General features: G+C 63.7%; 22 protein-coding genes and 1 riboswitch. Of the genes, 20 read left to right on the top strand and 2 right to left on the bottom strand.

Annotation, left to right across the window (positions count from 1 at the left end; translation table 11 throughout):
- The first annotated feature begins 1 nt into the window (after position 1).
- From ACIPHM_RS16750 to ACIPHM_RS16695, 12 genes are all read left to right on the top strand, one after another.
- Entirely contained in the window at positions 2-766 is a 765-nt protein-coding gene (locus tag ACIPHM_RS16750; protein ID WP_400330311.1) for a PIG-L deacetylase family protein, read from the top strand.
- Positions 763-1,485: a 4-carboxy-4-hydroxy-2-oxoadipate aldolase/oxaloacetate decarboxylase gene (locus ACIPHM_RS16745; protein ID WP_400330309.1), complete on the top strand. Its 723-nt coding sequence runs from the start codon at positions 763-765 to the stop codon at positions 1,483-1,485. Before ACIPHM_RS16750 ends, ACIPHM_RS16745 begins: the two co-directional genes overlap by 4 nt.
- A gap of 19 nt (positions 1,486-1,504) precedes the next feature.
- A complete protein-coding gene (locus ACIPHM_RS16740; RefSeq protein WP_400330307.1) occupies positions 1,505-2,623 on the top strand; it encodes a 4-oxalomesaconate tautomerase in 1,119 nt (372 codons plus the stop codon).
- Positions 2,620-3,372, top strand: a complete 753-nt coding sequence (locus tag ACIPHM_RS16735) for an alpha/beta fold hydrolase (RefSeq protein WP_400330305.1) — start codon at positions 2,620-2,622, stop codon at positions 3,370-3,372. The genes ACIPHM_RS16740 and ACIPHM_RS16735 overlap by 4 nt, the downstream gene beginning before the upstream one ends.
- Positions 3,369-3,848, top strand: a complete 480-nt coding sequence (locus ACIPHM_RS16730) for a nuclear transport factor 2 family protein (RefSeq protein ID WP_400330303.1) — start codon at positions 3,369-3,371, stop codon at positions 3,846-3,848. The genes ACIPHM_RS16735 and ACIPHM_RS16730 overlap by 4 nt, the downstream gene beginning before the upstream one ends.
- Before the next feature lie 218 nt (positions 3,849-4,066).
- On the top strand, positions 4,067-5,140 hold the full coding sequence (locus tag ACIPHM_RS16725) for a porin (protein ID WP_400330301.1): 1,074 nt from the start codon (positions 4,067-4,069) through the stop codon (positions 5,138-5,140).
- 400 nt (positions 5,141-5,540) lie between these two features.
- Complete coding sequence (locus ACIPHM_RS16720) at positions 5,541-5,786, top strand: hypothetical protein (RefSeq protein ID WP_400330299.1); 246 nt, start codon at positions 5,541-5,543, stop codon at positions 5,784-5,786.
- Positions 5,787-6,103: 317 nt separating this feature from the next.
- Positions 6,104-6,904, top strand: coding sequence for an HAD-IA family hydrolase (locus ACIPHM_RS16715; RefSeq protein WP_400330297.1), 801 nt, complete (start codon positions 6,104-6,106; stop codon positions 6,902-6,904).
- Positions 6,905-6,914: 10 nt separating this feature from the next.
- The gene (gene slmA, locus ACIPHM_RS16710) at positions 6,915-7,571 is read left to right on the top strand and encodes a nucleoid occlusion factor SlmA (RefSeq protein ID WP_400330295.1); all 657 of its coding nucleotides are present in this window, start codon (positions 6,915-6,917) and stop codon (positions 7,569-7,571) included.
- A 320-nt stretch (positions 7,572-7,891) separates the two neighbouring features.
- Positions 7,892-9,088 carry a homoserine O-acetyltransferase gene (locus ACIPHM_RS16705; protein ID WP_400330292.1) on the top strand — a complete coding sequence of 399 codons (1,197 nt, stop codon included), beginning with the start codon at positions 7,892-7,894 and terminating at the stop codon, positions 9,086-9,088.
- The gene (gene metW / locus ACIPHM_RS16700) at positions 9,085-9,747 is read left to right on the top strand and encodes a methionine biosynthesis protein MetW (RefSeq protein ID WP_400330289.1); all 663 of its coding nucleotides are present in this window, start codon (positions 9,085-9,087) and stop codon (positions 9,745-9,747) included. The genes ACIPHM_RS16705 and metW overlap by 4 nt, the downstream gene beginning before the upstream one ends.
- Positions 9,748-9,852: 105 nt before the next feature.
- Positions 9,853-11,202 (top strand): AmpG family muropeptide MFS transporter, encoded by a 1,350-nt coding sequence (locus tag ACIPHM_RS16695; protein WP_400330287.1) that lies wholly within the window; start codon positions 9,853-9,855, stop codon positions 11,200-11,202.
- Here ACIPHM_RS16695 and ACIPHM_RS16690 read toward each other — a convergent pair.
- Both ACIPHM_RS16690 and ACIPHM_RS16685 read right to left on the bottom strand, forming a co-directional pair.
- Positions 11,156-11,929, bottom strand: a complete 774-nt coding sequence (locus tag ACIPHM_RS16690) for an exodeoxyribonuclease III (protein WP_400330285.1) — start codon at positions 11,927-11,929, stop codon at positions 11,156-11,158. The two genes, ACIPHM_RS16695 and ACIPHM_RS16690, sit on opposite strands and share 47 nt — an antisense overlap.
- A 156-nt stretch (positions 11,930-12,085) precedes the next feature.
- On the bottom strand, positions 12,086-13,030 hold the full coding sequence (locus ACIPHM_RS16685; protein ID WP_400330282.1) for a LysR substrate-binding domain-containing protein: 945 nt from the start codon (positions 13,028-13,030) through the stop codon (positions 12,086-12,088).
- 198 nt (positions 13,031-13,228) lie between these two features.
- Between ACIPHM_RS16685 and ACIPHM_RS16680 the strand changes: the two genes are divergently transcribed.
- The 8 genes from ACIPHM_RS16680 (at position 13,229) to ACIPHM_RS16645 (ending at position 21,468) form a co-directional block, all read left to right on the top strand.
- Positions 13,229-13,684 (top strand): CidA/LrgA family protein, encoded by a 456-nt coding sequence (locus tag ACIPHM_RS16680; protein ID WP_400330279.1) that lies wholly within the window; start codon positions 13,229-13,231, stop codon positions 13,682-13,684.
- Positions 13,685-13,781: 97 nt separating this feature from the next.
- Entirely contained in the window at positions 13,782-14,465 is a 684-nt protein-coding gene (locus ACIPHM_RS16675) for an LrgB family protein (RefSeq protein ID WP_400330276.1), read from the top strand.
- A gap of 67 nt (positions 14,466-14,532) precedes the next feature.
- Positions 14,533-14,658: riboswitch (S-adenosyl-L-homocysteine riboswitch) on the top strand.
- A 34-nt stretch (positions 14,659-14,692) separates the two neighbouring features.
- Positions 14,693-16,102 (top strand): adenosylhomocysteinase, encoded by a 1,410-nt coding sequence (ahcY, locus tag ACIPHM_RS16670; RefSeq protein ID WP_400330274.1) that lies wholly within the window; start codon positions 14,693-14,695, stop codon positions 16,100-16,102.
- Positions 16,103-16,282: 180 nt separating this feature from the next.
- Positions 16,283-16,642, top strand: a complete 360-nt coding sequence (locus tag ACIPHM_RS16665; RefSeq protein WP_400330271.1) for a phage holin family protein — start codon at positions 16,283-16,285, stop codon at positions 16,640-16,642.
- A gap of 47 nt (positions 16,643-16,689) precedes the next feature.
- Positions 16,690-17,505: a TlyA family RNA methyltransferase gene (locus ACIPHM_RS16660; protein ID WP_400330269.1), complete on the top strand. Its 816-nt coding sequence runs from the start codon at positions 16,690-16,692 to the stop codon at positions 17,503-17,505.
- 26 nt (positions 17,506-17,531) lie between these two features.
- Complete coding sequence (gene metF / locus ACIPHM_RS16655) at positions 17,532-18,362, top strand: methylenetetrahydrofolate reductase [NAD(P)H] (RefSeq protein ID WP_400330852.1); 831 nt, start codon at positions 17,532-17,534, stop codon at positions 18,360-18,362.
- Positions 18,363-18,566: 204 nt separating this feature from the next.
- Entirely contained in the window at positions 18,567-20,207 is a 1,641-nt protein-coding gene (locus ACIPHM_RS16650) for an ABC transporter substrate-binding protein (RefSeq protein WP_400330266.1), read from the top strand.
- A gap of 256 nt (positions 20,208-20,463) precedes the next feature.
- Positions 20,464-21,468 carry an ABC transporter permease subunit gene (locus tag ACIPHM_RS16645; protein ID WP_400330264.1) on the top strand — a complete coding sequence of 335 codons (1,005 nt, stop codon included), beginning with the start codon at positions 20,464-20,466 and terminating at the stop codon, positions 21,466-21,468.
- The last annotated feature ends 9 nt before the right edge of the window (positions 21,469-21,477 follow it).

The following is a 21,477-nucleotide window of genomic DNA, read 5'->3' as shown; positions in this document are numbered from 1 at the left end:
CATGAGCACAACACAGAACACCAACAGCAGCACAACGTCCGGTCTTGCCGGCCTCGTGGTCAGCGCCCATTCGGCGGATTTCGTCTGGCGCGCGGCGGGCACGATCGCCACGCACGTCGCTCAGGGCTATCGCATGAAGATCGTGTGCCTGTCCTTCGGCGAGCGCGGCGAGTCGGCCAAGCTCTGGCGCAAGGGCGCGGAGATGACCGAAGCGAAGGTCAAGGCCGCGCGTCGCGAAGAAGCGCAGCGGGCTGCCGACATTCTCGGTGCCGAGATCGAATTCCTCGACGTCGGCGACTACCCGATGCGCGTGTCGGACGAGACGCTCTTCACACTCGTCGACATCTATCGCGAGTTGCAGCCGTCGTTCGTGCTGAGCCACTCGGAGAAGGACCCGTACAACTTCGATCATCCGCTGGCGATGCACGTCACACAGGAAGCCCGCGTGATCGCGCAGGCCGAAGGTCACAAGCCGGGCGCGAAGATCATCGGCGCCCCTGCCGTGCTGGCGTTCGAGCCGCATCAGACCGAGCAGTGCGAGTGGATTCCGAACACCTTCGTGGATATCACGCCGGTGTGGGACAAGAAGCGCGCCGCCATCGAATGCATGGCCGGTCAGGAACACCTCTGGGATTACTACACGCGCGTGGCGCTGCAACGCGGCGTGCAGGCCAAGCGCAATATCGGCATCACGGCCACGCGCGACATCAAATACGCGGAAGGGCTGATGCGCCTCACGCCCACGGTGACGGAGCAACTGTCATGATTCGCGGCGTCGTCGTTCGTCAAATTCCTCGTGTCGACGCCGCTACGCTCGACATTCTGCGCAGCGCCGGTAGCGCCACCGTCCATGAGGCGCAGAGTCGTCTGGGCCTGATGGCGACGTATCTGCGCCCGATCTATGCGGGTGCCGCCGTTGCAGGCAGCGCGGTGACGGTGCTCGCGCCACCGTCCGACAACTGGATGTTGCACGTTGCGGTCGAGCAGGCGCAGCCGGGCGATATCGTCGTGGTCGGCGTGACCTCGCCATGCGACGACGGCTACTTTGGCGATCTGCTCGCCACGTCCATGAAAGCGCGCGGCGTGGCCGGACTGATTATCGACGCCGGTTGCCGCGATATCGGCACGCTCACCGAGATGAAATTCCCGGTGTGGTCGAAGGCCGTCTCGTCGCAGGGCACGGTCAAGGAGACGCTCGGCTCGGTGAACGTGCCGGTCGTGTGCGCCAATCAGATCGTGAACCCGGGCGACGTGATCGTCGCGGACGACGACGGGGTGGTCGTGGTGCCGTTCGCCACGGCGCAGGCGGTGGCCAGGGCCGCAGCTGCACGCGGTGCCGACGAAGCCTACAAGCGCGGTGTGCTCGCAGGCGGCACGCTGGGACTCGACTATTACAAGATGCGCGAGCGTCTGGCCGCGAAGGGTCTGCGTTATGTCGATTCGCTCGACGAATTGCGCGAATTGAACGACTCGCAGGGCAAGTGAGGATCGCGACTTGGCCGACATGAAGCATTCCCAAACGCGCATTCGCGCCGCCGTCATGCGAGGCGGCACCTCGAAAGGGTTGTACTTCCTCGCCGACGATCTGCCTGCCGACGCCGCCACGCGCGACGCCGTGCTGCTCGCGGCGATGGGCTCGCCCGACGCGCGTCAGATCGACGGCATGGGCGGCGCGAACCCGCTCACGAGCAAAGTCGCGATCGTCTCGCGTGCGACCCGGCCGGACGCCGACGTCGATTATCTCTTTGCGCAGGTCGTGGTCGACGAAGCGCGTGTCGACTACGGACAGAACTGCGGCAACCTCCTCGCAGGGGTGGGGCCGTTTGCGATCGAGCGGGGGCTCGTAGCCGCAACGGGCGATGTGACCGACGTCGGCATTCACATGCGCAACACGGGACAGGTGGCAGTTGCCACCGTGCAGACCCCGGGGGGCGTGGCGAAGTACGACGGCGACGTGGCTATCGACGGTGTGCCGGGCACGGCTGCACCGATTCCGCTGATGTTTCGCGATACCGCAGGCTCGTCTTGCGGCGCGCTGTTTCCGACCGGACAACGTCAGGATGTCGTGGAAGGTGTCGCGGTGACGTGCATCGACAACGGCATGCCGCTCGTGCTGATGCGCGCAGCGGACCTGGGGTGTACCGGCGAGGAGTCCTGCGAACAGCTCGACGCGGGCGCGGATTTTCAGGCGATGCGCGACAGGATCGAGGCGATTCGTCTCGCGCTCGGCCCACGCATGAACCTTGGCGACGTACGCTCGCGCACGGTGCCGAAGATGTGTCTCGTTGCGCCGCCGCAAGCCGGCGGTGCGCTCGCGACGCGTTGCTTCATTCCGCATCGTTGCCACTCGTCCATCGGCGTGCTGGCGGCGGTGAGCGTGGCGACGGCAGCAGCACTGTCGGGCACCGTCTGTCATGAGATGGCGGTGGTGCCGCCGGGCGATGCGCCGCTACTTTCCATTGAACATCCGACCGGCGAATTCACGGTGCGTCTGGCGCTCGGTCGCGATGCCGACGGCGCGCCCGATGTGACCGGCGCCGGCCTGCTGCGCACGGCGCGCTGGCTCTTCGACGGCGACGTGTGCATCCCCGCGCGAGTCTGGGCGCAAGGAGCGAAATCATGAGTCCCGTACGTTCACCACTGCTCATGCTTCCGGGCCTGCTTTGCGATCAGGTCGCATGGGCCGCCACGGCAACGTTGCTGCCGCAATGCGATTGCCGTATTCCGGCATGGGGTTCGCTCGACACCATCGGCGCAATGGCCGAGCACGTGCTCGCCACGACGCCAGAGCCGTGCTTCGCCCTCGCGGGCCATTCGATGGGCGGACGCGTGGCGCTCGAAGTGGTACGCCGCGCACCGCATCGCGTGAGTCGTCTCGCGTTGCTCGACACCGGCTATCAGGCGCTGCCGGAAGGCGAGGCGGGGGAGAAGGAGCGCGCCGCCCGCGCGGCATTGCTCGCGCGTTCGCGAGCGCACGGCATGCGCGCGATGGGGCAGGTGTGGGCGACCGGCATGGTGCATCCCGACCAGATCGGCACGCCGCTGTTCGACGCAATTCTCGACATGATCGAGCGCAGCGATCCGGATCAATTCGCCGCGCAGATTCATGCGCTGCTCGGGCGTCCCGATGCGAGCGCGCAACTGAGCGATGTGCGTTGCCCGACGCTCGTGCTGTGCGCTCGCCAGGACACGTGGAGCCCGCTCGCACGTCACGAAATCATGGCCGCGCTGATTCCCGGCGCGGTGCTGAGCGTTGTCGAGCACAGCGGACATATGAGTCCGATGGAGCGCCCGCAGGCCGTGGCCGATGCCATGCGTGCGTGGTTGTCGTTGCCGCTCCCGTCGGCGCAGGAAGAGGGACTTTCGCGATGACGCAAGACATTCAGCCGCCGCGTGCCGACGACGTCGACCAGCAAACGCTCGACGCCTTGCTGGCCAAGCAGGCCTGTTACGACCTCGTGATGCGCTTCGTCGCATGCAACGACCGTCGCGATCCGCAGGGGCTTGCGGGGTTGTTTGCGGCGAAGGGGGTGCTGGTGCGTCCCAACGGCGAGACGCTCGTGGGGCCGGCGGCAATTGCGGCGGCGTATGCCGAGCGCCCTGCGGATCGGCTCACGCGGCATCTCGTCGGCAATGTGCTGATCGACGTCACCTCGGCGACGGGAGCGATCGGCAGCTGCACCGTGCTGCTCTGGAGCGGATCGGCACAGGACACACCGGGGCCGTTCGGGCGCCCGGCGCAGGGCCGCCAGGTGATGGGCGAATTCGAAGACACGTTCGTGCGCACGGAACAGGGCTGGCGCATTGCCCGTCGCGAGGCGCGTTTCACTTTCGTACGCGAGGCGTGAGGCAAAAACAGCACCTCACGTCGCGCCATAAAACAGCGGGGATCCATGCCGGACGCAGCACAGGAGGCGGCGGCGATCACCCGAACGAGCAAGAAGGGGCAGTACCGGAGACGGCCGAAGTGCCGTCCCAAAAAAGACTGGATTGGCGACATTGCCGCCGCTCCGGAGGTTGAAGTCTGTAGTTGCTGTGTACTTAAAACAAGGGGACAGAAGTGAGAGTGAAATACGCATTGGCCGCTGGCCTGCTGCTGGGTGCGGGCCTGGCGCACGCGCAAAGCAACGTGACGCTGTACGGGATCGTCGATACCGGCATCGCCTATTACAACAATGCCGCCAACGGTGGCAGCTTCATCGGCGAGCCGACCCTCACGGGTAAGGTGCCGTCGCGCTTCGGCTTCAAGGGTGTCGAAGACCTGGGCGGTGGCCTGAAGGCCGTTTTCACGTTGGAAAACGGCTTTCAGCCGGGCACGGGCGGTCTGAACTACGGCGGACGTCTGTTCGGCCGTCAGGCGAACGTGGGGCTGTCGAGCTCGTGGGGTACGTTGCTCATCGGTCGTCAGAACAACATGACGTTCTACGTGACGGGCAACGCCGACGTGATCGGACCGTCGATCTTTTCGTTGGCCAGTATCGATCCGTACATCGCCAACGCCCGTAGCGACAGCGCCATCGGGTACATGGGCAAGTTCTCCGGCGTGACCGTCGGCGCGACGTACAGCTTCGGGCGTGACGGTTCGGCGGCGGGCGGCCCGTCGGCCACGAACTGCGCGGGTCAGGTCGCAGGCAACTATCAGGCGTGCAAGCAATTCACCGGCCTGCTGGGTTACGACTACGAGAACTTCGGTATTTCGGCGTCGTATGACCAGATGCGTGGCAACACCGGCGCCGCCGCACCGCTGACCAGCTCGAACTACACCGATTCGCACTCGGTCATCAACGCGTACTACAAGTGGTCGACGGGTCGCGTGGGCGGCGGCTGGATTCACCGCAACGTGAGCGCCGACGCCGCATCGCTGCGCTCGGACATCTACTTCATCGGCTTCACCTATCTGCCGACGATTACCTGGGCATTCGATGCGCAGGCCATTCGTTATCAGTTGAAGAGCCGTGCCAACGCCACGATGCTCATCGGCCGCGCCACGTATTCGCTGTCCAAGCGCACGTCGCTGTACGGCATGGCCGGCTGGGTGGCGAACAGCCAGAACGGTGCGGTGGCGATTGCGGCAGGCGGCACGGTCGTGACCGGTGGCAATCAGTTCGGCACGATGCTGGGTATTCAGCACACGTTCTGATCTGGCGTCGCGTCGATGCCGTGAGGGCGTCGCGCGACGTACCGACTTCATAAAGCAGTCGGCAAGGAAGCCAGAAAGCGCGGCATCGCGTATGTCGAGCACGTGTGACACGTCCGGGGGGACGATTCATGCGTGACGCGGTGCTGCGTCACTCCCTGTTGCGCGGCGAATGTCGTGGTGGCATACCGCGCACCACGAGAGAGTGATCCGGCAGACGTCGTGCGGCGTGGCCGTGCGCAGCCGAACATTCCCCGAGCTGCGCCATTGCGCATGATTTTCCTGCCCGGCCCGGGCTATGATGCCAACACGCATGTTGGCTCGCGAGAAGCGAATCCCGGGCCGTGATTTTTTCTCCTCAACGTCTTACGTATGACCCGACCGATGGCACCCCGACGTTGCGGTGGCGCAGATCGTGCTCGGGCTGGTCGTCGCCGTGGTTCTCGTGCGTTACCAACGCAGCCGGGAGACGCCGCTACTGCCGCTCGACCTGATGCACGTGCCGGTGCTGACGCTCTCGTCGCTCACGTCGGTCGCCTGTTATATGGCGCCGCCGTCGTGGCGCTGCTGTTCGATCTTTATGGCGACGGCGGGGCGCGCGCGGCGATGGTTTGTGCCACCGTACTGGCTGCGCTGGGCGGCGGGGTGAGCCTGCTGCGCGCGCGTGCGAAGGCGCGGGCCGGGTGACGGCACAGGGTTGCGGGGTCGACCTTGCGCTGGAGGGGGTTTTGTATGGGGAATGTATGGGAATCGGTGGGGGAAACCGCGCGCCATCGGACGCGCGAAGAGAAGCGCGATAGGATGACGCCGAAGCCTCGCCGAACCGATTTGTCAAAGCGGGCACCGCGCGATAGCATCTTGCCTTGCTGAGGCTGCGCCGCGTTCTCTGCCCAAAGGGCATCTGGCCGGCGGCTTCGGTCATTTCCCCGTATCCACGGTATCTCCTCGCAAAATTCCGCTATCTCCGTGTCTTCTTCTCATGTTTTGAGCCGGCGACGCCGGGCGTATCGCGCCCGCAGCGAGCACGGCACGCGCGGTCCGGTTTGGCTGTTCGATCTGGACAACACGCTGCATCGCGCGTCTCACGCGATCTTTCCGCGCATCAATCGTGCGATGACCGCCTATATCGTCGAGAAGCTCGGACTGCCGCATGACGAGGCCAACCGGCTGCGCTTCGCCTATACGGAGCGGTACGGTGCGGTACTGCTCGGTCTGATCCGGCATCACGCCATCGATCCGCACGAATTCCTCGCCCGGGTGCACGAGTTGCCGCCGCTGGCCGAGGTGCTGCGCGCCGAGCGGGGCGTCGCCCGGCTCATGGCCGGATTGCCGGGACGCAAGATTCTGCTGACGAACGCGCCGGCGCATTACGCCATGCCGATTGTCGAGGCGCTGGGCATTCGGCGTCATTTCGAGCGTTGCGTGAGTATCGAGGACATGGCGGACCGGCGTGCCTGGCGGGCCAAACCCGACGCGACCATGCTGCGACGCCTGCTCGTGCGCGAGGGTCTGGCGCCCGAGCGCACGTGGCTGGTCGAGGACACGCGCTCGCACCTGAAACACCTCCGGCATTTCGGCATCAAGACGGTCTGGATCACGGGGCATCTGCCGGCGAGAAACAGCTTTGGCAAGGTAATGCCGCGAAGTGGCCGCCCACACTACGTGGATATCAAAGTACAATCTCTGCGCGAGTTACGGGCGTGCCTGGCGATCGGGGAAGGCGCGAAACGCGTAAAGGCCGTCCGACAATCAAATCCCAACCGATAACGACCAGACGATGCAGCAGGAAAACTCTTCGAGCGGCGCCGGCTATGGCACCGCCGATGCGCTGGAGGCCGCGCCCGCGCCGGTGAAGACCACTCGCCCCAAGCCGGGCGAGCGCCGTGTACAGGTGTTGCAAACCCTCGCAGCCATGCTTGAGACCCCCAAAGGCGAGAAGATCACCACGGCCGCGCTCGCCGCGCGTCTCGATGTCTCCGAAGCGGCGCTCTATCGCCACTTCGCGAGCAAGGCCCAGATGTTCGAAGGCCTCATCGAGTTCATCGAACAGACCATTTTCGGTCTGATCAACCAGATCTCCGCTCAGGATCAGGACGGCGTGACGCAAGCGCGCGCGATCGTGCTGATGCTGCTCGGTTTCGCGGAGAAGAACCCGGGCATGACACGCGTGCTGACCGGTGAAGCGCTGGTCGGCGAACACGAGCGTCTGCAAGAGCGTATGAACCAGTTGCTCGACCGCATCGAGGCGTCGCTGCGCCAGGTGCTGCGTCTGGCGGTGGCTCAGGGCACGCTGCCCGAGACGTTCGACGCCAACTCGCGTGCCAACCTGCTCGTGTCCTACGTGCTGGGCCGCTGGCATCGCTTCGCCAAGAGCGGCTTCAAGCGCTCGCCGGCCGAAGGCGCAGAGCCGCAAGTCGCGGCATTGCTGCGCTAACTGCGTCAGGCGGGTGGTCTGCGCCCGCGACGTAGATTACGTTATACTTTTGCAACTCGCGATGAGGCTGGCGCCGTTTCCGCCCGGCTTCGTTGCGATAATTGGCGCGCCGATTTGGTGACTCGCTTGCGGGCGCGCGAATGACACGGCCGGGGTTTCCCCTGGCAGTGGGCATTCACTAAAAATGCGGCTAAAGAGGTCGTTCGCGCACCCCGCCGTTTTTCCGTCGACCCCTTTTCCCGCACAGAACGCTTCAGGACGCCGTCCGTCGATCACGATTGACAGCGACACTGGCCCCGACATGTTTCGGACAGGGATTTATGGAATCTTCAATCGGAATCGTCACGCCGCAGCGGATGCATTTCGCTGAGCCGCTGGCATTGCAAAACGGCAGCACCCTCGCGGGCTACGACCTGATGGTCGAGACTTACGGCGAGCTCAACGCTGATCGCAGCAATGCGGTGCTGGTTTGTCACGCGCTCAACGCGTCGCATCACGTGGCAGGTATCGCCGCCGACAATCCCAAGGACGTCGGCTGGTGGGACAACATGGTCGGCCCGGGCAAACCGCTCGACACCAATCGCTTCTTCGTCATCGGGGTGAACAACCTCGGCTCGTGCTTCGGCTCGACCGGCCCGATGAGTCTCGACGAGGCCACCGGCACGCCGTATGGCGCGCGCTTCCCTGTCGTGACCGTTGAAGACTGGGTCAACGCGCAGGCGCGCGTGGCCGACGTCTTCGGCATTCACAAGTTCGCGGCGGTCATGGGCGGTAGTCTCGGCGGCATGCAGGCGCTCGCGTGGAGCATCATGTATCCCGAGCGGGTGGGGCACTGTCTGGTGATCGCGTCCACGCCGAAGCTCTCCGCACAGAACATCGCGTTCAACGAAGTCGCGCGCTCGGCCATCCTTTCCGATCCGGATTTTCACGGCGGCGACTATTACGCGCACGGCGTGGTGCCGCGCCGGGGGCTGCGCGTGGCGCGCATGATCGGTCACATCACCTATCTGTCCGACGAGGACATGGCGACCAAGTTCGGCCGTGCCCTGCGGCGCGCCGAAGCGCTGGTCGACGGGGTGAAGACCAGCGCCAATGCGAAAGGTAACGGCAATGGTGACGACAGCTACCGCTTCAGCTTCGACGTGGAGTTCGAAGTGGAGTCGTACCTGCGCTATCAGGGCGACAAGTTCGCCGAGTATTTCGACGCCAACACCTATTTGCTGATTACGCGCGCGCTCGATTACTTCGATCCGGCCCGCACGGTCGGCGGCGATCTGGCGAAGGCGCTGTCGCACACGTCGGCGAAGTATCTGATCGTGTCGTTCACGACCGATTGGCGTTTTGCACCGACGCGCTCGCGCGAGATCGTCAAGGCGCTGCTCGACACGCGCCGTACGGTGAGCTACGCCGAGATCGATGCGCCGCACGGTCACGACGCCTTCCTGCTCACCGATGCGCGCTATCACAATCTGGTGCGCGCCTATTACGAACGTATCGCCCAGGAGGTCGGGGTATGAGTCAGTCCACGGTACCGGCCGGCAGTTCGCAGGCCGCACAACTGGCCGCATCGCGTAATCGCATTTCGGCGTCGCTCGCGGATCGTCCCGACTTTCGTGTCATTGCCCGCTGGATCGAGCCGTCGTCGCAGGTGCTCGACCTCGGGTGCAGCGACGGCTCGTTGCTGCGCCTGCTGACCGACGAACTTGACGTGAGCGGCTATGGCGTCGAGATCGACGACGCCGGCGTGCTCGCGTCCGCGCAGCGTGGCATCAACGTCATTCAGCAGAACATGGAAGACGGGCTGAAGCTGTTCGAAGACCAGAGTTTCGATACCGTCATTCTTTCCCAAACGTTGCAGACTATCCACCGCACGGCGGATATTTTGCGCGAGACGGTGCGGGTCGGCCGCGAAGCGATTGTCTCGTTCCCGAACTTCGGCTACTGGCCGCATCGGCTGTCGGTGTTGCAGGGACGCATGCCGGTGTCGAAGAGTCTGCCATTCCAGTGGCACAACACGCCCAACGTGCGTGTGTTGACGATCAAGGACTTCGAGGCGCTGGCGCCGGACGTCGGTGTGAAGATTCTGGATCGCGCCGTATTGCACAACGGGCAACTCGTGTCGGTGGGGGCGAACTGGCGTGGTAGTCTTGCGGTCTATCGCGTCAAGCGTTCCTGAACCGACGGCAGCTCGCGGGGCAGTGCGGCGCTGGGCCCCGACGGAAGAAGACGCCGGGGGCCGGGTGCCGTGCAGCACGGGCGGCTGGCCCCAATTGTCCTTTCCATGACAGATTCGCTGCGGCCCGACGACGGGCGCGTCTTCCACCCCACGCGGATGCTCATCTGCGTGATTCTCGGTTTCACCTCCGGCTTGCCGCTTTTCATCCTGCTCAATCTCGTGCAGGCATGGTTGCGCAGCGAGCACGTGGATCTCAAGTCGATCGGGCTGTTCGCACTGATCCAGTTTCCCTACACATGGAAGTTCCTGTGGGCGCCGCTCATGGATCGCTTCGCGCCCAACGTGTTCGGCTGGAAGCCGGGACGGCGTCGCGGCTGGATGTTCGTCACGCAATTGCTCGTGGCCGGCGCGGTGGCGATCATGGGGACGTATTCACCGCAGCGCGATCTGATGACGATTGCCGCGCTGGCGGCGGCGCTGGCGTTCTTCAGCGCGAGTCTCGATATCTGTCTTGACGCCTATCGACGCGAGCTGCTGTCCGATCGCGAGCAGGGGCTTGGTACGGCGATGCATGTGAACGCCTACAAGGTGGCGGGTCTCGTGCCGGGGTCGCTCGCGCTGATCATGGCCGATCATCTGCCGTGGTCGCAGGTGTTTTTCGCGACGGCGGCGTTTATGCTGCCCGGCATCGTGATGACGCTCGTCGTCAAGGAGCCGGAGATACGCGGCACCCCGCCGAAGACATTGCGCGAGGCGGTGGTCGAGCCGTTTCACGAGTTCGTAACGCGAGGGGGATGGTCGCAGGCGTTGCTGGTGCTCGCGTTCATCTTTCTATACAAGCTGGGCGATTCGATGGCGACGTCGCTGGCCACATCGTTCTATCTCGATCTCGGTTTCACGAAGACGCAGATCGGCGTGGTGGCCAAGGCGACGAGCCTGTGGGCGAGCGTGGCGGGCGGCATCATCGGCGGGATCTGGCTGATCAAGCTCGGTATCAACCGTGGGCTGTGGGTGTTCGGCGTGCTGCAACTGGTGTCGGTGCTGGGCTTCGCGTGGTTGGCGGAAGCCGGACCGGTAATCACGGGGCTGGGCGCGGTGATTGCGTTCGAAGCGTTCACGGCGGGCTTGGGCACGGCGGCGTTTACCGCCTACATCGCGCGCACGACGGACCCGCGCTATACGGCGACGCAGTTCGCATTGTTCACGAGTCTGGCGTCGGTGCCGCGCACGTTCGCGAACGCGGGCACCGGCTACATCGTGGACGGTGTGGGCTGGCTGACGTTCTTCCTCATCTGCACGGCACTGGCCGTGCCCGGCATGCTGCTGCTACCGAAGGTCGCGCCCTGGGGCGCGGACGACGACGACGGCAACGGGGTGCCTGCGACGCACGGGGCGAAGTCAGCCGCGCTTACAGCGCGTGGTCGTAGTCCACGGTCAGCGGGGCGTGATCGCTGAACTTGATGTCGCGGAACACCGACGTGGTTTTCGCCTTGCTGGCGATGGCCTGCGTGGCGATCTGGTAGTCGATGCGCCAGCCCACGTTCTTGGCATACGCTTGTCCGCGATTGCTCCACCACGTGTACTGCTCCGCGCGCGGGTCGAGCGTGCGGAAGACGTCGACATAGCCGTGCTCGTCGAACAACTGCGAGAGCCACGCGCGCTCTTCCGGCAGGAAACCCGAATTCTTCAGGTTGCCCTTCCAGTTCTTGATGTCGATTTCCTTGTGCGCGATGTTCACGTCGCCGCACAGCACCACTTCGCGTCCCGCTGCCTTGAGCGCCAGCAGATGCGGCATGAAGTCCGCCATGAAACGGAACTTGGCGGCCTGACGCTCTTCGCCGCTCGATCCCGACGGGATGTACACCGAGATCACCGACAGGTTGCCGTAGCGCACTTCGACGTAACGCCCCTCGGCGTCGAACTCCGGATTGCCCCAGCCGATGACGATGTCGTCGGGCTCGCGGCGCACGTAGACGCCCGCGCCGCTGTAGCCCTTCTTCTCGGCATAGTGGAAATAGCCCTGATAGTCGTGCGGCTTGAGAAAGTCCGGCGTCATGTCGGGCAATTGCGCCTTGATCTCCTGCACGCAGAGGATGTCGGCGTCCTGATTGCCGAACCACTCGAAAAAGCCCTTCTTGGCGGCCGATCGCACGCCGTTCAGATTCGCGGTAATGATGCGCATGAGTGTGTCGATGTGCCGCACCGTTCGAACACGGGCGGCATGGGGAAATTTGTCAGCGGCAAGGATACCGCAATCGTCGCATCGCGGCGGATCGTGAGCGTGCGTTGAGCGAGCGATGCGTGCTCGGCGGCGTCACGTTCGACGTGACGTTCGCGGTCATGTCCGCCGTGCACCGCCCGCAATGGCGGCCTTTGCTTCACCGTCGCCGCCGGGGCCGAGGATGTCGCGAGCGAGCGCGAGCCAGCGCCGCGCGGCGTGCGAGAGGTACGAGTCCCGCCGCCAGGCCATCGCCAGATCCCACGGGATCTCCGGATCGCGCACGTCCGTCATCACGAAGCGCTTCGGGTCCAGGCGCGCGCAGAACGGCTCGGGGAGCAACGCAATCCCTACGCCGTTGTCCACCATCGACGCAATGAAGTCCCACTGGCTGGAGCGTCCCGCAATCTTGGGCGTGAAGCCCGCGCGCCGGCAGGCGGCGATCACGAACTCCGATAACGCAAACCCTTCGCCGTAGAAGACGAAGGGTTCGTCGCGCAGTTCGCCGAGGCCGACGGAGGCGCGCCCCTCCCAGCGCGATTCGCGCGGTGCAATCAGACGCAACTGGTAATGGCACACCTGCAGCACGTCGAGTACCGTGGGATCGACCGGCAGCAGTACCGCGCCCAACTCGATTTCCCCGGCCAGCAGCGCCTGCTCGATGGCGCGCGAGCCGGTCTCGAAGAGCTTCATCTCGATATCCGGATAGTGCTGATGGAACGCGCCGATCACCGGGATGAACAGGTCGCCGCCTAGCGGCGGAATGCCGATCGACAATTCGCCGCGAGAAACTGTCTCCAGATCGGCCAGCTCCTGCTGCAACCGGGCGTAGGCGGCGAGCACATCCTGACCGCGTTCGAAGACGACGCGTCCCGCATCGGTCAACTGAAGCCGCCGGCCCATGCCGCGTTCTTCGCGCAACATGAGCGGGGTGCCCAGTTCGTCCTCCAGCGCCTTGACCATCTTGCTCACCGTCGGCTGGGTCACGAACAGCGCTTCGGCCGCCGCCGTGAAGCTCTGCTGTCGCACAACTTCCACAAATCCTCGCAACGCGCGCAGTTCCATTTTGGTTCTCTCGTTTGCACCCGAATGGTGCGATCAGGCGGAAAGCCCCGTCCCGTAAGGCTTCCTCATGCACTATTAGGGTTAATACTTAAATTATTCCAATTTGGAATCGTTTTGATACGACTAATTCATTATATTTATGTTGCGCCGCTTCCTATACTCGTCTTCATATTGATGAAAACCCCTAGGGAGTCTGCCATGACCAAGATGATCGCCAGCCGTCTGTACAGCCGCAGCAAGCGCGTTCTCGACGTGCTCTGGCAGATTGCGCTCCTGACGGGGATCTATCTGGCAGCGGATGCTGCATCGCGTCATTTCCATCTGCCCCTGCCGGGCGGTGTGCTGGGCCTGCTCGTTGTCGTGGCGCTGCTCATGAGCGGCGTGCTGAAGACGGAGAAGATCAAGCGCGGCGCCGACTGGTTTCTGGCCGAGATGATTCTCTTCTTCGTGCCGCTGGTCGCTGCGGTCATGCAATACACCGACGTGCTGCGTCAGGAAGGCCTGCAATTGCTCGCCGTGATCGGCGTGGGCACGGTGCTCGTGATGGTCTCGACGGCGCTGGCGGTCGACTTCGCTTGCCGTGCCGAACGCCGTCTGAAGCTCGCGTTCGCCCGCATTCCGGCCCGCCGTGCGCATGCGCACGATGCCCGCTGATGCGTCGCGACGCCATCGTCACTATGGCTACTGGCGTCATCCTCATGACGGGGGTTGACGCCGCTCTCATTGCGCTCACCGCTCGCGGGGCCTTGTCATGAATCATACGGCGCTCCTGCTGCTCGTTCTTACCGTCTTTTTCTATTACGTGTCGAAGCGTCTTTATGCGCGCTTCGGCAAGGTGTGGCTCGGCCCGGCGATTCTCGCGCCGATCCTGGTCATCGGCGTGATGATCGGCGGCGATATCTCCTATACGACGTACATTTCCGATTCGCGCTGGCTCGTGTGGCTGCTCGGCCCGACGACGATTGCCTTCGCGGTGCCGATCTACGAGCATCGCGACATCATTCGCCGTCACGCCTTTGCGCTGACGTTCGGTGTGGTGGTGGCGATGGTGGTGGCGGTGAGCAGTTCGTACGTGCTCGCCCGGCTCTTCGAGTTGCCGCCGGAGATGGCGCGCAGTCTGCTCGCGCGCTCGATTTCGACGCCGTTCGCGCTGGTCGTCTCCGACAAGGTCGGTGGCTCGCGCGACCTCGTGGGGCTATTCGTCATCATTACCGGACTGATCGGCATGCTCCTTGGCGAGGCGCTGCTCTCGTGGCTGCCGTTGCGCACGCGCATGGCGCGTGGCGCACCGTTCGGCGCGGGCGCGCATGGCTTCGGTACGGCCAAGGCGCGCCAGATCGGCGGCGAAGAAGGTGTGGTCGCCAGCCTTGTCATGATGATCAACGGGGTGCTCATGGTGCTCGCCGCGCCGTTGATCGCGCACCTTCCCGTGTGACGAAAAAATAACCCTTCGCGCGTCGCCCCTGCTGCTACGGCGCGTATCAGTTTTGCTACAATGCCGTGGTCTTGAGGAGCGTTGCGACAGCCGAAGTGCTGCCAGGCTCAAGATCCTTCCTATTGGCCGCGCCGGCCGCCGGTTTTCCCCGGATCGCATGGCGTGTGAGCCTCAAGAACGGCGCTCACGTCCCACTATCTAGTCTTTATTTAGAGAAAGGAGGCGTGATGAACGCCGTAGTCGACTCAAAAGATTTCCTCGTTGCCGATATCAATCTCGCTGGTTGGGGCCGTAAAGAGCTGACCATCGCCGAGAGTGAAATGCCGGGCCTGATGGCCACGCGCGCCGAATTCAAGGCGAGCCAGCCGCTCAAGGGCGCCCGTATCGCCGGCTCGCTCCACATGACCATCCAGACGGGCGTGCTCATCGAGACGCTGACCGCGCTGGGCGCCGAAGTGCGCTGGGCCTCGTGCAACATCTTCTCGACGCAAGACCACGCCGCCGCCGCGATCGCCGCCGCTGGCGTGCCGGTGTTCGCCTACAAGGGCGAATCGCTCAAGGAATACTGGGAATACAGCCACCGCATCTTCGAATGGCCGAACGGCGAGTTCGCCAACATGATTCTCGACGACGGCGGCGACGCCACCCTGCTGCTGATCCTGGGCAGCAAGGCCGAGAAGGATCTGTCGGTCGTGGCCAACCCGACCAACGAGGAAGAAGACGCGCTGTACGCCGCCATCAAGGATCACATCAAAGTCGATCCGCAGTGGTACAGCAAGCGCCTGTCGCAGATCAAGGGCGTGACCGAAGAAACCACCACGGGCGTGCACCGCCTGTATCAGATGGAAAAAGACGGCGTGCTGCCGTTCCCGGCCATCAACGTGAACGACTCGGTCACCAAGTCGAAGTTCGACAACCTGTACGGCTGCCGTGAATCGCTGGTCGACGGTATCAAGCGCGCCACCGACGTCATGATCGCGGGCAAGATCGCGCTCGTGGCCGGTTACGGTGACGTGGGCAAGGGCTGCGCGCAAAGCCTGCGGGGTCTGGGCGCCACGGTGTGGGTCACGGAAATCGATCCGATCTGCGCGTTGCAAGCCGCGATGGAAGGCTACCGTGTGGTGACGATGGAATACGCTGCCGACAAGGCCGACATCTTCGTGACCGCCACGGGCAACTTCCACGTGATCGATCACGACCACATGGCCGCCATGAAGCATCAGGCTATCGTGTGCAACATCGGTCACTTCGACTCGGAAATCAACGTGGCGTCGACCCGTCAGTACGAGTGGGAAAACATCAAGCCGCAGGTCGATCACATCATCTTCCCGGACGGCAAGCGCATCATCTTGCTGGCGGAAGGCCGCCTCGTGAACCTGGGCTGCGCCACGGGCCACCCGTCGTTCGTGATGAGCAACTCGTTCACCAACCAGACGCTCGCACAGATCGAACTGTTCGTGCACGGCGCCAAGTACAAGAACAGCGTGTACGTGCTGCCGAAGCATCTGGACGAGAAGGTCGCGCGTCTGCACCTGGGCCGTATCGGCGCCGAGCTGACCGTGCTCTCCGACGCGCAGGCGAAGTACATCAGCGTCGACAAGAACGGTCCGTTCAAGCCGGCGCACTACCGTTATTGATGGACCGCCGCGCTAAGCCGGTACGGAGCACGGAGGGGTGCGATGTGCCGGTAAAGCGCGACGCAATAACTCGGTGGCGCTGCGTGTTCTCCAATGTCGCCCAGTGTCGCCGCGTTCGCTTTTTGTCACCGCCGGTGCCGGACCGTCAATCCTGCACCGGCCTGTTCTTCGGAGCTCGCCATGCGTCTGCTGCTGATTTGGCTCATCAATGCCATCGCGCTTCTCGTTTTGCCGTACATCGTGTCGGGCGTTCAGCTCAGGGGCATCGGCACGGCGCTGATCGTTGCGGTCGTGCTTGGCCTGATCAACGCGTTCCTGCGTCCGCTGCTCGTTGTGCTCACGCTGCCGGTCACGGTAGTGACGCTGGGGCTGTTCATCTTCGTCATCAACGCACTGCTGTTCTGGCTGGCTTCGCATGTCGTCAAGGGATTTGAAGTCTCGGGCTTCTGGGCGGCGCTCTTCGGTTCGCTGCTGTATAGCCTGATCTCGTGGATTCTGTCGGCGCTGGTGTTCGGCGGCGATCGCGCCACCAACGTGTAAGTGTCGACGCCGGATCGTCGACGGTTCTTCGCAGGAAACCTGTAGTCATGTCGCAAGCTCTTCGTGCCGATCAGGCGCTCGTTTCGCGAGGACTGGCCGCATCGCGCACCGTCGCTCAACGTCTTATCGATGCCGGACGCGTGTATTACGCGGGCACCGAAACGGCGCTCAAGAAGGCCAGCCAGCCGGTGGCCAGCGACGAAGACCTCGAAGTGCGTGCGGCGGCCGATGGTTTGCCGGGCGAAGACCGCTATGTGTCGCGCGGCGGCCTGAAGCTGGCCGGTGCGCTGGCGCAGACGGGACTCGACGTGATGGGCCGTGTGGCGCTCGACGTCGGCCTCTCGACCGGTGGCTTCTCGGACTGCCTGTTGCAGGCCGGGGTAGCGCAGGTGGTCGGGGTGGACGTCGGTCACGGGCAGTTGCATCAACGTCTGACCGGCGAGTCGCGGCTCGTGTCGCTCGAAGGCATCAACGCGCGGCATCTGTCGCGAGAGATGCTGGACGCGCGTCTGACGGAAGCTGCCGCACTCAGTGCACTCAGTGCAGTCCCCGAGCCGGGCTTCGATCTGATCGTGGGCGACGTGTCGTTCATTTCGCTGACGCTGGTGCTGCCTGCGCTGGTCCCGCTGCTGAGCGTGAGCGGCGATCTGCTGATGCTGGTCAAGCCGCAGTTCGAGGTGGGACGCGAGCACATCGGACGCGGTGGCCTCGTGAAAGATTCCGCGCAATACGCGCAAGTAGAGACAAAGATCCGCACCGCCTGCGAAGCGCTCGGACTGACGCTCGCCGCATGGCTCGACAGTCCCATCGCCGGGGGTGACGGCAACCGGGAGTTCTTCGTGCACGCCAGGCGTGCGGCATGAGCGGCTCTCTCGATAACCAGACGATCATGACGCAACCTTCTTTCAGTTTCGAATTCTTCCCGCCCAAGACCGCCGAAGGCGCGGAGAAGCTGCGCGCGACGCGACAGCAACTGTTCCCGCTCGGCCCGAAGTTCGTCTCGGTGACGTTCGGCGCCGGTGGTTCGACGCAGCAGGGTACGCTCGATACGGTCATCGAAATCCAGCGCGAAGGCGTGGATGCGGCACCGCACCTGTCGTGCGTCGGCTCAACCAAAGAGAGCATTCGCGACATTCTCAAGACGTACCGCGATAACGGCATTCGTCACATCGTGGCGCTGCGCGGCGATCTGCCGTCGGGCATGGGCGAGATCGGCGAGTTTCGCTACGCGTCGGAGCTCGTCGAGTTCATTCGCGCGCAGACGGGCGACTGGTTCCACATCGAAGTCGCGGCTTACCCCGAATACCATCCGCAGGCAAAGTCGCCGCGTCTGGATCTCGAGCACTTTGCCAACAAGGTGAAGGCGGGCGCCGACTCGGCCATCACCCAATACTTCTTCAACGCGGACGCTTACTTCCGTTTTGTCGACGACGCTTCGCGTCTGGGCGTGGCGGTGCCGATCGTGCCGGGCATCATGCCGATCACGAATTACTCGCAGATGATGCGGTTCTCGGAAATGTGCGGCGCCGAAGTGCCGCGCTGGATTGCCAAGCGTCTCGAAGGGTTTGGCGACGACCGCGAATCGATTCGTGCTTTCGGCCTCGACGTGGTGTCGGCGCTGTGCGAGCGACTGCTCGCCGGAGGCGCACCGGGTTTGCACTTCTACACGCTCAACGCCGCTTCGGCGACCAAAGCGATGTGGCAGCGCCTCGGACTGTAAGGCGTCGCGCAATCGCTTGCCAAAGGATCGGCGGTTAGGAAGTCAATCCTGATCATAATTAAGTGTTTTCCCAACCAAAAACACCACAAATAGGCGGTTCTCTAGGGATTTGGCGTGTTGTTCCATGGGTGAAGCTTCAGTAATATCCCTCGTGGGCTCGGCGGCGAACCACCGCCGGGCGTCATCTCAAATCCCGAGGAGCCTATGAAACAGACCCACACCCTGCGTTTGCTTTTGGCTGCGACCTTGCTAGCCGGTGCGGCCGTGATCCCGCCCGCGTCAGCCGTCGAACTCCCGAACAAGACCCTCGTGTACTGCTCCGAGGGCAGCCCTGCCGGCTTCGATCCGGGGCAACTCACCACGGGCACCGATTTCGATCCTGCCGACGCCATCTACAACCGCCTCATTGCCTTCGTACCGGGCGAGACCGGCGTCATGCCGTCGCTGGCCGAGAAGTGGGATATCTCGCCGGACAACAAGATCTACACCTTCCACCTGCGCAAGGGTGTGAAGTTCCACACGACCGATTACTTCAAGCCCACGCGCGACTTCAACGCCGAAGACGTGAAGTTCACGTTCGAGCGCATGGGCGATCGCGAGATGCCATTCCGCAAGGCGTATCCGGCGGAATTCCCGTACTACGTGGACATGGGCCTGCAGGCGGACATCGACCGTATCGAAATCGTCGATCCGTACACCGTGCGCTTCGTACTGAAGAAGGTCGACGCGCCGTTCATCCAGAACCTGGCCATGTCGTTCGCGTCGATCCTCTCGAAGGAGTACGCGGACAAGCTGCTCGCGGCGAACAACCCCCGCGACATTGCGCTCAAGCCGGTCGGCACCGGTCCGTTCATCTTCCGCAGCTACACGAAGGACGCCACGCTGCGTATGGACGGTAACAAGGAGTACTGGAATACGAATCTGCCGCCGAAGGTCGGCAAGCTGGTCTTCGCGATCACGACCGACGCCAATGTGCGTATCCAGAAGCTCAAGCGCAACGAGTGCCAGGTCGCGACCTATCCGCGACCGGCGGACGTGGATGCGCTTAAGGCCGATATCGAAGCGCAAGGCAAGGGGTCGAAGCTGAAGATGCCGGATCAGGTCGGCTTCAACCTCGGCTACGTGGCGTACAACGTGCAGAAGAAGCCGCTCGATCGCGTGGAAGTGCGTCAGGCGCTCGACATGGCGATCAACAAGAAGGCAATTCTTCAGTCCGTGTACGGCTCGGCCGGGCAGTTGTCGAACGGCGCGCCGATGCCGCCGACGCAATGGTCCTACGACAAGAACATCAAGTCGGCCAGCTACGATCCCGAGAAGGCGCGCGCGCTGCTCGACAAGGCGGGCGTAAAGGGGATCGAGATCACGCTGTGGGCCATGCCGGTGCAACGTCCGTACAACCCGAACGGCAAGCTGATGGCCGAGATGATTCAGGCCGACTGGGCGAAGATCGGCGTGAAGGCCAACATCGTCACGTACGAATGGGGTGAGTACATCAAGCGCGCCAAGGCGGGCGAGCACGACGCGATGCTCATCGGCTGGACCGGCGACAACGGCGATCCGGACAACTGGCTCGGCGTGCTGCTCGGCTGCGATTCGATGAACGGCAACAACTTCTCGAAGTGGTGCTACAAGCCGTTCGACGACCTCATCAAGCAGGCGCGTCAGACGACGGACGTGGCAACGCGTACGAAGTTGTACACACAGGCGCAGGACATCTTCGCGCAGCAACTGCCGTTCTCGCCCATTGCGCACTCCACGCAGTACAAACCCATGGCGACGAACGTGAAGGGCTTCAAGCTCAGCCCGTTCAGCCGTAACAGCTTCGCCGGCGTTTCACTCGACTGACGTAAAACCAGGTCAGTCTCGCAACGTGTCGGGCGTGCCGACCCGGTTCACAAGACCGGGCCGGCACGGGCGACGGAAAGCCGGTTGGTGGCAAGTGAAGCGCAAGTTGGTATCAAGCAGACAGACCCGGCCGCCGCGCCCGGGGGTGTTTGCGGCACCGGGACAGACGTTTGTCCACGATTGATTAACGCGGCAAAGCGCCACTCGTTCCTGCGCCGGGGACGCGCGGCGTGCGAAGCCCCCACGGAACATTCCTATGCTGAGATTCGTCCTGAGACGACTAGGCATGGTGATCCCGACGTTCATCGGTATCACCATCCTCGCGTTCGCGCTCATTCACCTCATTCCCGGCGATCCGATCGAAGTGCTGGTAGGCGAGCGAAATCTCGATCCCGTCATGCACGCCGAAGCGATGAAGCGACTGGGACTCGATCAGCCGCTCACCACGCAGTATTTCGTCTATCTGAAGCACGCGGCGCAGGGTGACCTCGGCCGCTCCATCGTCACCAACGAGGGTGTGCTTCACGAGTTCTTCGCGCGCTTTCCCGCCACGCTGGAACTGGCCCTGTGCGCCATGATCTTCGCGCTCGTTGTCGGCTTGCCGGCCGGGGTGGCCGCCTCGCTGCGCCGCGGGAAGATGCTCGATCACACCACGATGGGGGCGGCGCTTACCGGCTACTCCATGCCGATTTTCTGGTGGGGTCTGCTGCTCATCATGCTGTTCTCCGTCGATCTGCAATGGACACCCGTGTCCGGGCGCATCGGCGTGGAGTACGACGTGCCGAGCGTGACCGGCTTCATGCTCATCGACACGCTGCTCTCGGGCGAGGAAGGGGCCTTCGGGTCGGCGCTCAGTCACCTGATTCTGCCGACCATCGTGCTCGGCACGGTGCCGCTCGCGGTGATTGCGCGCATGACGCGCTCGGCCATGCTCGAAGTGCTGCGCGAGGACTACATTCGCACCGCGCGCGCGAAGGGGCTGTCGCCGTGGCGCGTGATTGTCGTGCATGCGCTGCGCAACGCGCTGATTCCCGTCATCACGGTGATCGGGCTGCAAGTCGGCACGCTGCTCGCCGGTGCGGTGCTCACGGAGAACGTTTTCTCCTGGCCCGGCATCGGCAAGTGGCTGATCGACGCCATTTTGCGACGCGACTACCCGGTGGTGCAGGGTGGCATTCTGCTCATCGCGACGGGCGTGATTCTGGTTAACCTGCTGGTCGACGTGCTCTATGGCGTCGTCAACCCGCGCATTCGGCACTGAGGGAGGTCA

Source organism: Pandoraea sp. NPDC087047 (assembly GCF_044745225.1).
Taxonomy (GTDB): domain Bacteria; phylum Pseudomonadota; class Gammaproteobacteria; order Burkholderiales; family Burkholderiaceae; genus Pandoraea.
The sequence above is the reverse complement of the archived record's forward strand: the minus strand, read 5'-3'. Positions and strand labels throughout refer to the sequence as shown.